Source organism: Colwellia ponticola, assembly GCF_005885605.1.
GTDB classification, from domain to species: Bacteria; Pseudomonadota; Gammaproteobacteria; order Enterobacterales; family Alteromonadaceae; genus Colwellia; species Colwellia ponticola.
Window position 1 is genome coordinate 23,596 of sequence record NZ_SZVP01000004.1, and the last position, 14,484, is coordinate 38,079.

A 14,484-nucleotide genomic window follows, 5' to 3' on the forward strand; every position below is an offset into this window, starting at 1 on the left:
CTTTTAGGAACTTGCTATCATAGCTATTTCTTATCCCCTTCTACATTGGTCTACTTACTAATTATCACCACCGTTTAGCCGTTGTACTTGGTATTAAGCGACATTTTACGTTACTCTGTTTACCTCTATCATCTATTTAATTGCTAGCTATTTATCTATGCAACTCTTTAAAAAATTACTCTTGGGCTTGCTACTTATTAGCTTGTTAGTAATAGCAACTGCATTAACTTGGCTTTATAGCCGAATTGATGGTGCCCTCCCCTTACTCGAGGGTCAAGAAACCGTTTTTGGTTTACAACAATCAGCAACTATTGAGCGTGATAACCAAGGCATTACCACCATTAAAGCACGCAGCAGAAATGACGTTGCTGTTGCGCTAGGCTTTGTGCACGCCCAAGAACGATTCTTTCAAATGGATTTACTAAGGCGAAACTCCGCTGGCGAATTAGCCAGTTTATTTGGCTCCTTAGCCCTTGATTATGATAAGTCTATTCGTCGACACCGCTTTAGAGATAGAGCAAGAGCCATAGTGGCGCAACTACCTGATAAACAACTCTCCTTACTAAAAGCTTATACTAGAGGCGTTAACCAAGGTTTACAATATTTACACTCCTCACCTTTTGAATACTTACTACTGCAACAAGACCCAGTGCAATGGAGTGAAGAAGACTCAATCCTCACCGTTTTTAGTCTGTATATCGATCTGCAATATGCAGATGGTAAGCGTGAACGTACGCTAGGCTTAATGAAAGCTGTACTCTCTGCTGACGTTTATGCCTTTTTAGATCCCCAAGGCAGTATATGGGATGCCGCAATAGATGGCAGTCAATTCCTTCAAGCACCAATGCCAAAAGGTGCTTGGCCTTCAGCTGCTGGTGCGGGTGTAAAACCTAACTATATACCTAGTGATAAATCTGGTTATGCGGCTAACACTGCTAATAGATATACTAAAAGTGAAAATGATGTAAAGGCTAATTATCTAGGCGATTATTTGCTAGGTTCTAATAGTTGGGCTGTATCAGGGGCGTTAACGGCTACGGGTAGCGCTGTTATTGCTAATGATATGCACCTTAGCCTTAGTGTCCCTAACACTTGGTTTCGCGCGTCTTTTGAATATCCACAGCCAAGCAATAGCACAGCAGCAATTAAAGAAAATATTAAGGTTACTGGCGCAACTTTACCGGGTACGCCCAATATAGTGATAGGCAGTAATGGTCATATTGCCTGGGGGTTTACTAACAGTTATGGTGATTATAGCGATGTTATTTTACTTACCACCAATGCAGATAACAGCCAATACTTAACGCCTACAGGCTTTAAGGACTTCACAATACATAAACAAATTATTGCCATCAAAGATCAAAAAGCGCAAGAGATAACGGTTACCGACACTATATGGGGGCCCGTTATTGGTAAAAATCATTTAGGGCAATTACTTGCTTATCGCTGGGTTGCCCATGATAAACAAGCCATTAACTTAACCGCCACTGAGCTAGAGTATGCCAAAAGCGTCGATCAAGCTTTTGCAGTTGCTGCGCGTGCAGGGATCCCCGCACAAAATATAGTAGTGGCTGATAAAAATGGTGATATTGGTTGGACAATTATGGGACCAATACCTAATAAAAAAGGCAATATTGGCGAGACACCGCAAGCATGGCATTTAGGTAAAAATAGCTGGCAAGGTTATTTAACGCCAGCCCAATATCCGCAACTTAAAAACCCAACGCAGCAACGTTTATGGACAGCTAACTCCCGTGTTGTTGGTGGTGATATGATTAAAAAACTGGGGAATGGTGGTTATGCTCTCGGTGCGCGCTCACAGCAGATAAGAGATCACTTATTTGCTAAAGAAGCATTTGACGAAGAAATGTTACTGCAAATAGGGTTAGATGATAGCGCCATTTTTTTACAGCGTTGGCAACAATTCATCCTTGAGCAAGTGCTTACCAAGCAAGTACTTGCTCAACAAACTTTGGAAAAAAACACCAGTTTCTCTCAAGTGAAAGCTTTATTAGAAGAATCCATTGAGCTAAGTGCCAGTGTCGATTCAGTGAGTTATCGCTTAGTACGTAACTTTAGAATAAATCTCAGAGATAGTGTTTTTTTAGAGTTAAGCCGTAGCTTACATAGCATTGATAACGCTTTTACGTTTAATAGTATTCGCCATCAACTCGAAGTCCCTTTATGGCAACTTATTAACGAGCAACCACAAAACTTTATGATGCTTGGTGAGCGAAGCTGGCAAGATGTTTTTACTAAAGCATTAATCTTAACGATTAATGACATGTCTATTAAGCAACCGTTAGCTGAGGCGACTTGGGGACAACAAAACAGCTCAACAATAAAACACCCGCTAAGTAATTCAGTGCCTTGGTTAAGTTATTGGCTGGATATGCCAAGTAAGCAATTAGCGGGTGATAGTTATATGCCAAGAGTACAAGGGAAAGCTTTTGGCGCTTCAGAGCGTATGGTGGTATCACCAGGTTATGAAGAAAATGGTATTTTTCATATGCCAACAAGTCAGGCTAGTCATCCGTGGAGTCCGTATTATCGCATCGGACATAGTGACTGGGAGCAAGGTGTCGCTTCACCATTTTTACCCGGTAAAACCCGTTATACACTAACCCTACTAAGCTACTAACAAGAAAATAACGAGGAAGATAATGACCACTTTAATTATTTGTTTATTTTTAGCATTACTTTTACCACTATTAGCCAAAGGCCCAGTCGTTTTTGCGATGGCCAAGCTCGGCGGATATAATAATAATCATCCAAGAGAGCAGCAAATAATACCAAGTTAATTAAGTTCTTTCCTACTCAGCGAGAATTAAAAGACTTAGAGGCAAGACATTGATTGTAAAGAAGGGTTATTCAGGAGAATGTGATCCTGCATTCTCTAATAAGCTACCTCCGTGTAGCGTCCTTTTCAAAATCAATAACGATGCATATAAGCCTTTAAAAATGGTTCTTTGGGAATGCCTGGAAGCCATGATAACGTCACAAAATTTATTTGATGTAGAGTAACTATATCCTCATAAATTTTATTTATTCTAATGTCGTCCATGGAATGCTAAGTGCTCACTTCTTTATTCAGAATGGTATTAGTAATTAATTATGAACAAATACGTCTAAAGAAACAGTTGACACTCTTTAGCTAAGCTAGCTAGAGTAACTACTCAAAATCATAAGCATAGTAAGTTGCTACATTAACAAAAAAGGTAAGCAAGTGAGCAAACAGTTAGATTTAAACGAGATACGCCAAGAAATAACGCTTTTAGATCAAGATTTATTAGCTATGTTTGCTAAGCGTCGTGCATTAACACTGAATGTGGCTAAGAGCAAAGTTCAACAAGTTCGCCCAATTAGAGATCAACAGCGCGAACAAGAGTTGTTAATTAGCTTAATAAAACACGGGAAAACGCTAGGTTTGGATGCCCACTATGTCACCAGTATTTTTCAAACCATTATTGAAGACTCGGTGTTAAATCAACAAGCTTACTTACAAAGTTTAGCCAACCCTAATATTCAAGTACCTACGGTTAGCGTTGCCTTTTTAGGTGATAAAGGCTCTTACAGCTACCTTGCTAGTCACCGATATTTTTCACGTCGAGCAGAAAAAATTATTGAATCTGGCTGTCAAAGCTTTTACGACATACTACAACAAGTAGAGTCGGGGAAAGTAGATTACGGTATGCTGCCTATTGAGAACACTAGCTCAGGGAGCATTAACGAAGTATATGATCTACTTCAGCATACTAACCTGTCTATTGTTGGTGAAATTACCCAGCCAATAGCCCATTGTCTGCTAACAGCCGTCAATACTAGCTTAGATAAAATTAAAACCATTTACGCGCATGGACAACCTTTTGCACAATGTAGTAATTTTTTAGATAAGCAAAGCGGTATTCGTATTGAGTATTGTGAGAGCACCGCTGATGCCATGGCACAAGTGGCCGAATTACAAGATGAAACCATTGCTGTTATTGGCAGTGAAGAAGGTGGTCAGCTTTATCAATTGCACGCCTTAGAGCAGTCTATCGCAAACCAAGCTGAAAACCATTCTCGCTTTATTTTAGTAGCACGTAAAGCGGTCGAGGTCGCAGAGCAAATTCCCGCTAAAACCGCTATTATTTTATCGACCGGCCACAAAGCTGGTGCGTTAGTTGAATGTTTGTTAGTGTTAAAAGAAAAAGGCATTAACATGTGTAAGCTTGAGTCACGTCCTATTCAAGGTCGACCTTGGGAAGAGATGTTTTATATTGATGTAGAAGCTAATTTAAAAAGCTTTGCGCTACGAGAAGCCATTAATGAAATGACTCCGCACACTAATTTTATTCAAATATTAGGTTGCTACCCAATAGAACATATTAGCCCAACAAGTGTGCCTAGCAGTAAAATTTAAAAATCAGCTTAGCTGACCAAACAATATAATGTTCGCTGTATATAGTGTTCACTGTATTGTTTGGTAGTACTTTTTACATTTATTGGTAACAGACCATGCGCTCTATTTCATTAAGTTCAACTAAGGCTCTTTGGGATAAGACTCTTTTTCCGTTAACTAGAGCAACGCCACAAAACCACTACCCACATAAATATCAACATCAGCAAGGCTTTACCCTAACAGAACTATTAATAACGATTGCCATCGCGGGTATTGTTTTGGCAATTGCCCTGCCTAGCCTTAACAATTTTATAGTAAAGATGCGTATTGATAATCAGGTTAGTCAACTCAACAGGCTTGTGTTAACCGCCCGAAACACCGCCATTAATACCGAACAAAATGTCACCTTATGCCCTCTTACTGCGAATAATACCTGCAGTAATAATTGGCAAAATGAACTGTCTATTTTTATTGATTTAGATAATGATGGTGTCTATGAGCCTGGGCTACCTGCAATACCACCTGTACCGAGCGAGAGCATAGTACAAGTAAAATCAGCGACTACCTCGGGAGATACCATTACCTACGCAGGGCAAAATAGAGTGAGTTTTTTACCAACAGGAGCGCTGTCTTCTATTCCCAGCACTTTTATATACTGCCCCGCTAGTGATGCTACTTTAGCGCGTGCTATCGTATTATCGCTATCAGGCAGATCCTATATGAGCGCTGATCTCAACGGTGACGGCAGAGATCAAGACAGGGACCAAAGTAATATAAGCTGTGATTAATACTGCTAAGGTTAACGCAGTGTTTTGGCATCAAGTAAACGAGACTTTTGCTCAGTAAAATTATCTGTTTCTAAAACGCATTCATAAACGCGATAAATTTTTATTTTTTTATTCGATTCTTGAGTGAGTACTTTTTTACCGACAATGTTATCGGTTAGTCTAGAAAACTTCTTAACATTAAGGCGATAAAAAACAATCGCCTCATGACCATTAATTAACGCGACATGGCATTTAGCGTTTACCTTGTTAGCTGCTTTAGCTAAGTTTTTATCCGTCGTGGTATTAGGTATCGCTGCTTGACTGGCAAAGAAGGTGAAGGTAAAGAAACAAGCGACGACTATTATGATAGTTTTCATATTATCCTTCCCAACAGGTAATGGGCGCTTTTTTACCTGTATCTGTTATAGTCATTTTAATGCAGCTCACGTCATTAGTCGCTTGTGCGCCTTGAGCTTGGGCAGTTAGGGTAAAGGTGCTACCTACTACCTTTGATGATATTTTATAATGCTGACTCGGTGTAGTATATATTGCCGTAGTGCCAACACCTAAGTCACTGAGATTTTCAGTATAAACTCTACTATCAACAAAAAGCTGCTCTTGTAAGTTAGCTAAACGTACCAACTCTCTGGGCGCTTCTGCTCTATTAGATCGCACCACATAATTAGTATAAGAGGGATAGGCTACTGCCGCTAAAATCGCAACTATCGCCACAGTAATCATTAACTCAACTAAGGTTAAGCCGCTAGCCTTATCACGCTGAACTTTAACTATATTCTCCTGTTTATTTAACATCCATTTACTCCTCGGTAACATATAGGTAAGTTCTTAGCGTTTGTAGCTTAAAACCAACCGGTATTATTTTACGCCCAACAATAATATTACCATCAGGCTCTTCAACGTTAGTATCGGGATCAAGCTTTTTAGTCACTATGAGTGTTGGAGCACCTAAAAACTGCTCACTAATAAAAGCGATCCTGTCATCTCTATTTTTAGCATCTTCACTTTGCCAGTTATATTTCTTAATCCCTAACGATAAATCAACCGCATATAACCACCCTTGACCATTGGGCATATCACAGGTTTTGAGTGTCTCTGTTAAAGAAGGGGGCGTATAGGTGGTGAAATAAACAACATTATTAATCACTAAAGCTGCTGACGTAGCTTTTTCACCAAGTTGTTCCATATCGATAAACCAGCCTGATTTTAAACTAACGGCCAAGGATAAAGTCTCTTTGGCCTGCGTACTTAATACATCACCAAAAGGGTTATTAGTGTAATCGGCTAAATCAGCTATTTTAATTGGTGTCGTTGGCATTGCAGGCACACTACTCGCCGTAAACTGAAGCGTTTTAATATTGATATCTTTCACCATAAAAAAGGTATCATCGGTATCTGTACCAATAGGGTTGGTTCGATCGCCACTACCTATTAGTAATGCATCATAAGGAATATCTTGCTGAACGATAATCGCTTTGCCATTAGCATCTTTTTTACCCGAATTAATCGTTTCGGTAATATACGCTCTAACAATTGCCGGTTCGTTAAAAAATCGCCTGTCGACGGCATTACTGGTATCACCGCCAAATTCAGCTAATTTAAAGACCGAAAATTTATTTTTATCATTACCTGGCATATCAATTCGCCAGATATTGCCACCGGAATCGCCTACATATAACCTATCGGTTAAACCATCACCGTCACTGTCTAAGGTCGCGATACTCGATGGAATGCTGTCAGTGCCATTAAATACTGTATCGCCTGTAGGAGATAAACTCCATTTTAAAGCACCTGTTTGCGCATCAACCATATAAATAGCCTTACCTTGAGTATCAGCCGCCACTTTTCCGCCAATGGCATGAGAGTCCTTAACGGGATCATATCCACCACCAAAAATAAGCACAGGTTTAGCGCTATTGTTATCGATATTTAATGCCGAATAGGTGATTTTAGGTTGTGACCATGTTTGCCCTAACTCTTCAAAAGGACTACCGGCTACACCACCTTCAATGGTCCACATAACACTAGGTATTGAGGGATTAGTTACATCCATAGCATAATAAGAACTTCCGCCGCGACGATAACCAAAAAACAGCCAAACTTTATCATCGCCATCAACAATACCATTACCATTACCATCAACAATGTGTGAGGTAATAATGCCATCAATGCCATACACTTTTTCTGCGCTACTTAAATTTTCTCGTAAAACTGTAATATTAGGCAAAAATTCTTTCGGCATAAATGCCCATTTTTCTTCTACGGTATTGGCAACATCATCATCTTTAAACATGTGTAATACACCATGGTTAGTACCAACAACAATATAAATATCGCCATTACCATAATTAATAACGACTGGCTTAGAGTGTAAGGGATCACCAAAAACATCAGCCCTGTTCTCTGCAGTATTGTTGTCGTCATCTTCATCATCGACATCTTTACCATTTATCCAATGCAGTGTGTTGGTTATTTCATCTATATCATCAGTCACATCAAGAGCTGTTGCTAACTCGCTCTGCGTCGGATAGGTATTACTCGCGCTGGCCTTGGCATATGTTAAGGCAACTAGTGCATTGCTTGGGCCTAAGTCACTATAAATAACGCGGTTAGTATTCTTTCTTAACACTTCAGCCACACCACCTTTAGCAACTAGGTCACCATCAACACCACTTGACCAGTAACTTTGTACTTTGTTGGAAAAGCCTCCCGTTGAGGAATTAATAGCGGCGATACCGTTAGCCCCTTTTTGAATGCCATTAGTCACTTTATATTTTTTAAGATTTCCTTGCCACCTAGGCCCTCTAGCGGGTTGAAACATAGCGTAGTAAACAGAGTCCAATGTTTCTGTTCTATCAAAATTATTTGCTGCGACAGAGGCAGACGTTAAACTGTCATTGCTCGGCGCTATGTTCGCTAAAACAGTAGTTAATGCCGCGGTTAATGACGCACTATCTGTCGCGGGAAAATATTGGCCACCACCTCGCTTTGCGGTTTCAGCAAGTACAGGTGCTGCACTGGTTATATCTGCACCAAAACCAATAGTATAAACTTCAGCGCTTTGTTGGCCTGCCATCGTGGTATGTATATCATTGTTATACATCCACCCTGCAAGTGCTGGTAAGTAATTGTACTGATCATTTTTAATTAAAAAACGATCGCTGGTAACAATTTGATCTTGCCCTGAGACAGGGATATTTTTAATGAGAGTATCGGCTTGATTATCACTGGTAGGCTCACCGTCAGAAATCATCACAACATAAATAGTTTCATCACAGGCTGTAAACGGTCTTATATAGTTACTACCGCTTTCAATGGTGTTATCTCTTACCGGATTATAATCGTCATAGCTGTTAAGATAATCATTACCATACCAAACTGTTTTCCCTGCAAAGTATTGATATGTTTCATATAGTGACTCACAAAGTGGTGTATTACCGCTTGCATATAAAGTATCAATTACTGTTAATAATTTAACTTTTGCCGTATCTGTCGTTTCTTGAATACCATGGACAATACGACCACCACTGCCATTACGATTAAATATTTGTAAACCGAAATCTATACCTGGCGATGAGTTAATTAAATTCGTCACACTTTCTTTAGCGACTTCCATTCGTGTTCTGGGTTTGGGCACATTACTATTATGAAACCAGCGAAGATAATGATCGCTGTACAGAGTAAACATTTTGCTCCAGTTACCCGTATCGGCGTCAGCCGCTAAGTTGGTATAATATATCGGCGTTTTTTTTGAGCCTTGTTCATCAACAGGGTAACCTAAAGGCAATACACTGCCATTTTTATGTTTACCATTGTTAGGATTGTTTGCTAAAACGTCTTCTTTACAATCTAAAACTTCTATTTTACTGCCGTCACTAGGCAAGTTTGTCCATTGCTTCTTGGTATTTCTATAATATTTTATTCTACCGGTAAAATACCCCACGCTAGCGAGAGAATCGCGAGACACTTGGCAACCATTAATCGCTTCAAGAAAACGGCTATTGGTTGTACCCGGATCAGGTAAAGTCGAAGAGGTAGCATCACCCGTGGTGTAATAAACATACTCCTGCGTACCAGCACTACCATAAACACCGTTAGGATCGTAGGGCTCTCTAAAAACATCATCTTCAGTTGTCATACTGCCAGAGGTATCAAATATAATAAGTACTTTAGGTCGTCTTTCTATTTGCTGTACTGTTTCACTCAAATACAACTCAATATCTTCAGCCACACTAACCTTAGGTGCTGTTAATAAAAATACGCTGGCACAACTGAACAGTAGGTTAAAAAACACCTTAATGCGTTTATTACTATCCTTTGATAACTTCATACGATTCTCCAAAAACGATATGTGCCACAATGCTTATTAAGGTATTACTTATTAACTTATTGCTGAGCTGTTATGACCGTACTTACTTTAATAATTGCTGAGCGATACCTGAGTTTGCGGCAATATTACTTTGGCCTGTTCGACCATAATTTCGATTAGCCCTTACTCTTAACATGTTACAACTAAAAACTTCTGTCGATGAGGCGAGCTTTAAGTGAGGACAAGCAATATCTAAATTAAGTTGATTATTAGCCACTTCAACTCTTGCACTTGATTGAGTGGTGGTATTAGGTAATAAAATGCCTTGGTCAGTAATCGGAAAATTGATATCCCCGGTAACAGGTCGAGAAAACGCATTCGTTTTACCCACACTCACTTGGTTAAAAATAACTTCATCAACAGCGCTAACCACTTCTTGTAATGCCACAACCTTCTCTTCTGTTGCCCCCGACATTTTCATATCAGTAGTACTGTTCTGCATTAGTGCTGCTGCTACAGCCGTTAACGCCACTAAAAAGATAAGTGATACGATTAAAACAACACCGCTTTGATTTTTGATTGGTAATGAATTTTTCATTATTTTTTACCCTAGCTTTTCCCTGTTTAAATGTACCTTTAACATAGCGCCACTTACTATTATTACCATGACTCAACACTGTTATTATATAGGGTCACTGTTGAACTAAAGAGTAGGCGTCTATAGTTATCTTCGGGAGTAAAAGGTAAATCATCTCCCAATTGATAGCTGTTTTTATTAGTATATTTATTATCAGGTCTTATGCTGCGTGCCAGTACAAAAACCTGAACAGCTAACACGCGAGTGCCGCCAGCATTATCCCAGAGTTGTTGCGTCATATTATCAGCAGAAATATAGGCATCTACAATGCCATAACCTGCCGCGGTGGGATCAATGTCTGTATCTACACCATACATAAAACGGATCCTTTCAATACCGTCAATAACGGGTGCAAAGTTCATACTAAAGTTGGCTAATCTGCCTTGGATTAACACTGGCACAAAATCATTTCCTGCAGAGACTTCTCTAACATAATAAACATGGTGCTGATATTGCCACAATCGGGAGTTATCAATAGTTGGAACAGCGTCTCCAGCCGCAAAAATAGCAGCTGAAGCTAAATTAGACGTTAAGTAATAATTACCTGCTGTTGGCGCTGCTACGGGGTTAGCAATCACCCTTTTTAACTGAATTACATCCGAACCAACCATGGTACGAGTATTAGCAGGCATACTAAAACAACCCAGTGGGTTAAGCGCGCCAGCGACAATGGTTTGTCCCCATAATGTTCTAAAAGGGCCGGTGGCTTGAGGAAAGGTTGCGTTATTTACGCCTTCGCCGGTGCAGTTATTTCCCGGTTGAGCAGGGATACTAATTAACGTACTTTGACTTAAAGTGCCTGAAAGATCTCCCCAAAAATTTTGTCGAAGTAAATCATCCGTTAACACGCTAATAGCAAACCGACCATTCTCTTGTAATTCGCCATAACTCGATGTTTGCGCAGTGGTGGTTCGCATACCAACAAAAACACTCATCACCCCAGCAAAAATAACTAAACCAACAGATAGTGACACCATAAGCTCAACAAGCGTAAAACCTTGTGTTTTGTGAAAAGCTCGTTTAGTTATAGGCTTTGTGGGTTTTATTAATTCGTTCATATTTAACCTATAACAATAAATTTTATATAATAAACGCTTGTACAACAACTTGACGTCGCTTGTTACCGGCAGTGCCACAACCTGCACTTTTTTTGCTGTCTTTAATTTCTTCTCTGCCTTGCCAACTCACCACAACCGTTAATGCATTACCATTTTGAGCAATGCAGCCACGTCCACCAATGAGTCCGCCGCTATTTTTCCCTCCAGCGGTGACATTGCCCCCTACTAAAGCAAGCTCCCATTCATAGATATCATTAGTCACCATTTGAGCAGGCGTACATAAAGCATTCGCTGCTTTACACCTTAACCCGGGTTCTGCATTTAAGGTAACACCATAGTCATTTGCGGCATACGCGGCTAAATTATCAGGGTTATTAGCCCTAATTCTTGCAATAATATCTTGGGCTAAACTTGACGCTAAAGAACGCTGCATCGCATCAAAACTCCCTTGTTTAGCGGTAATTTGCATTGCAACAGCCCCTAAAATACCGGTTACCATAATCACCAACGCGATAAGCACTTCAAGAAAAGTCATGCCATTTTGATTATGTTGATGGCGAGATAGCATGGAAAGCTTACTCATAGTGACGCCAAAGAGAAAAGTCTGTTTTTTTCTTCAAAAAACAGAGCGTATGTATCGCTTGAAGGCATGAATAACAAGACAGAATAGGAGGACGAAGGCAATAAGAAGCGTTTAAAGATGAAGTAACAAGATTAAGCAAGTTTGATTTTGCGTTACCTTTTACTTTATATTGTGCTTTATATGCTGCTTTATATTTTAGTTGCATAACTGAACGACCTTACCATTTTCATGGTTATTATTTAGTTATGCAGTGCTTAAGATAACAGATAAAGTTATTAAAAATAACAGGCGGTGAGAGTGACTTGCTACTACTTGGTATTGCTTGGACTCATTGCTCTTTAACACATATTTTTAATAACTTTTTCAATAGCTTTTCTATTAACTTTCTTTAATAGAGTCATTTGATAAATTAACTGTATTGATAAAAAGTGCACCGTTAACCACAAGGTATGTTATGGCAATAACCGATAACACACTTGTTATCGCGGTTAACATAACAAATTATTCAATAATTTTTACTGATAAAATAACATTAGCGTAATTCAATAGGTACTGCAAATACTATGCTTTCTTCTTTACCAGGGTGTTCTATAACGTGGTGTCCACCATAGTTTTTTAACGCTTCGACAACCTGTTTAATCAATACTGCTGGCGCAGAAGCGCCTGCGGTTACACCAATCTTGTTGACATCAATTAACCAATCGGTATCAATGTCTTCTGCCGTATCGATTAAATACGAAGTAACCCCCATTTTACTGGCTAACTCTTTAAGTCGATTAGAATTAGAGCTATTTTTTGCGCCAACAACTAACATAAGATCTACTTTATCGGCTATTTCACGCACCGCATCTTGACGGTTTTGGGTTGCGTAGCAAATATCATCTTTACGTGGACCTTCAATCAAGGGAAATTTAGCCTGCAGAGCTGAAATAACATCCATGGTATCATCAACAGATAATGTTGTTTGACTACAAAAATATAACTTATTAGGGTTTTTAACCACTAGTTTTGCCACATCTTCTGGAGATTCAACTAAATAGATACCCGCAGAGTCGCTACTATATTGTCCCATTGTCCCCTCAACTTCGGGGTGCCCCGCATGACCAATTAGAATGCACTCTATGTCTTTACGGCTAATACGCGATACTTCCATATGGACTTTGGTCACTAATGGGCAGGTCGCATCAAATACTTTTAATGCTCTATTTTTAGCTTCTTGCCTCACCGCTTTAGAGACACCGTGAGCACTGAAGATAACGGTATTATCGTCAGGCACTTCATCGAGTTCATCGACAAAAATAGCGCCACGTTCTTTTAGATCATCAACGACAAACTTATTATGCACTACTTCATGACGAACATAGATAGGAGCGCCAAATAACTGTAAAGCACGCTCAACAATACTGATGGCGCGATCAACGCCCGCACAAAAACCACGGGGGTTAGCTAAAATAATTTCCATACCTTTCCTTCATTTTCTTATAATTAAGCGACAATAATGCAGTGCTTTATTATACCAATGAAATACGCATTTATTATAGATATTTTGACATATCTTCTTGCTAGGGCTGTTATGAATATGCTGAATTAATGCAGTGAAAAATAGTGGCTGGTCATTAAGAGAAAAGAAATAAGGCGAGCAAGCGCTCGCCTTATTTTAAAAGGGGTGTTAATTTACTGAATAAGGATTATAAGCCTAGATTTTCAAGCTCTTTAGCAACAACGTTACTTGGCAGTGGAATATAACCGTCTTTTTCAACAATGGTTTGCCCAGCTTTAGACAGAATCATTTTCATAAATTCAGCTTCCATCGGTGGCAGTGATTTATTTGGGTGTTTATTAACATAAACATATAAGTAGCGTGATAATGGGTATTCGCCTGAAATAGCATTGTCCATATTCGCTTCAATATAATCCGATCCCTTCTTAGCTAATGGTAAAGCACGTACGCCTGAAGTACGATAACCTATCCCTGAATAACCAATACCATTTAGTGATGCTGATACCGACTGTACAACCGATGCTGAACCAGGTTGCTCGTTAACACTATTTTTAAAATCACCTTTACATAACGCTTGCTTTTTAAAGTAACCATAGGTGCCTGATACAGAATTTCGTCCGTATAACTGTACATCTTTAGCAGTCCACTCACCTGTTAAGCCAAGGTCTCCCCAACGGTCAATATCTTTATTGGCGCCACATTTACGGTTATTAGAAAAAACAGCATCAACTTGTGAAATAGTTAATCCTTCTAATGGGTTATCTTTATGAACAAAAACGGCTAAGGCATCAATAGCAACCCTTACGCGGGTGGGTTTATAGCCATAACGTTTTTGAAAAGCTTCAATCTCGCGAGATTTCATCTTACGACTCATTGGCCCAAGATTAGAAGTAGACTCTGTTAACGCTGGTGGCGCGGTAGAAGAGCCAGCCGCCTGAATTTGTACATTAACATTCGGGTATAAACGTTTAAAGTCTTCTGCCCAAAACGTCATCATATTAGCTAAGGTATCAGAGCCAACTGACGAGACATTACCAGAAATACCACTCACTTTTTTATATTCAGGTAAATTTTCATCTACCGCCAAAGCAGATAGACTAACCAGACTTGATAACGTAACTAGACTTGATAAACCGACTGTATTAATAATTTTTTTTAAACTCATGGTGTCTCCAGTAAGAGTTTTAACTGTTTAAGTGCTGACACTATACAAAGTGAAGATGACACTTA

11 protein-coding genes and 1 pseudogene are annotated in these 14,484 nt (G+C 39.4%); 4 read left to right on the plus strand and 8 right to left on the minus strand.

Annotated elements, in window-relative coordinates:
* Nucleotides 1-157 precede the first annotated feature (157 nt).
* From FCS21_RS06230 to FCS21_RS06245, 4 genes and pseudogenes are all read left to right on the plus strand, one after another.
* Nucleotides 158-2,641 carry a penicillin acylase family protein gene (locus FCS21_RS06230; protein ID WP_138621538.1) on the plus strand — a complete coding sequence of 828 codons (2,484 nt, stop codon included), beginning with the start codon at nucleotides 158-160 and terminating at the stop codon, nucleotides 2,639-2,641.
* A gap of 22 nt (nucleotides 2,642-2,663) precedes the next feature.
* A pseudogene (locus tag FCS21_RS06235) lies at nucleotides 2,664-2,786 on the plus strand (MAPEG family protein); the annotation flags it as partial.
* Between the two features lie 440 nt (nucleotides 2,787-3,226).
* Nucleotides 3,227-4,402: a prephenate dehydratase gene (gene pheA / locus FCS21_RS06240; protein ID WP_138621540.1), complete on the plus strand. Its 1,176-nt coding sequence runs from the start codon at nucleotides 3,227-3,229 to the stop codon at nucleotides 4,400-4,402.
* A gap of 95 nt (nucleotides 4,403-4,497) precedes the next feature.
* Nucleotides 4,498-5,169 carry a GspH/FimT family pseudopilin gene (locus FCS21_RS06245; RefSeq protein WP_138621542.1) on the plus strand — a complete coding sequence of 224 codons (672 nt, stop codon included), beginning with the start codon at nucleotides 4,498-4,500 and terminating at the stop codon, nucleotides 5,167-5,169.
* Nucleotides 5,170-5,180: 11 nt separating this feature from the next.
* Here FCS21_RS06245 and FCS21_RS06250 read toward each other — a convergent pair whose 3' ends face one another.
* The 8 genes from FCS21_RS06250 to FCS21_RS06285 form a co-directional block, all read right to left on the minus strand.
* Nucleotides 5,181-5,525, minus strand: coding sequence for a TapY2 family type IVa secretion system protein (locus FCS21_RS06250; protein WP_138621544.1), 345 nt, complete (start codon nucleotides 5,523-5,525; stop codon nucleotides 5,181-5,183).
* Between the two features lies 1 nt (nucleotide 5,526).
* On the minus strand, nucleotides 5,527-5,961 hold the full coding sequence (locus tag FCS21_RS06255) for a type IV pilin protein (RefSeq protein ID WP_138621546.1): 435 nt from the start codon (nucleotides 5,959-5,961) through the stop codon (nucleotides 5,527-5,529).
* A gap of 4 nt (nucleotides 5,962-5,965) precedes the next feature.
* On the minus strand, nucleotides 5,966-9,496 hold the full coding sequence (locus FCS21_RS06260; RefSeq protein WP_138621548.1) for a pilus assembly protein: 3,531 nt from the start codon (nucleotides 9,494-9,496) through the stop codon (nucleotides 5,966-5,968).
* A gap of 82 nt (nucleotides 9,497-9,578) precedes the next feature.
* Entirely contained in the window at nucleotides 9,579-10,073 is a 495-nt protein-coding gene (locus tag FCS21_RS06265) for a PilX N-terminal domain-containing pilus assembly protein (RefSeq protein ID WP_138621550.1), read from the minus strand.
* A 62-nt stretch (nucleotides 10,074-10,135) separates the two neighbouring features.
* Nucleotides 10,136-11,170 carry a PilW family protein gene (locus tag FCS21_RS06270; RefSeq protein ID WP_138621552.1) on the minus strand — a complete coding sequence of 345 codons (1,035 nt, stop codon included), beginning with the start codon at nucleotides 11,168-11,170 and terminating at the stop codon, nucleotides 10,136-10,138.
* A gap of 22 nt (nucleotides 11,171-11,192) precedes the next feature.
* Nucleotides 11,193-11,753, minus strand: coding sequence for a type IV pilus modification protein PilV (pilV, locus tag FCS21_RS06275; RefSeq protein WP_138621554.1), 561 nt, complete (start codon nucleotides 11,751-11,753; stop codon nucleotides 11,193-11,195).
* Between the two features lie 532 nt (nucleotides 11,754-12,285).
* Entirely contained in the window at nucleotides 12,286-13,215 is a 930-nt protein-coding gene (gene ispH / locus FCS21_RS06280) for a 4-hydroxy-3-methylbut-2-enyl diphosphate reductase (RefSeq protein ID WP_138621556.1), read from the minus strand.
* A 226-nt stretch (nucleotides 13,216-13,441) separates the two neighbouring features.
* Entirely contained in the window at nucleotides 13,442-14,419 is a 978-nt protein-coding gene (locus FCS21_RS06285; protein ID WP_138621558.1) for a PstS family phosphate ABC transporter substrate-binding protein, read from the minus strand.
* Between the last annotated feature and the right edge of the window lie 65 nt (nucleotides 14,420-14,484).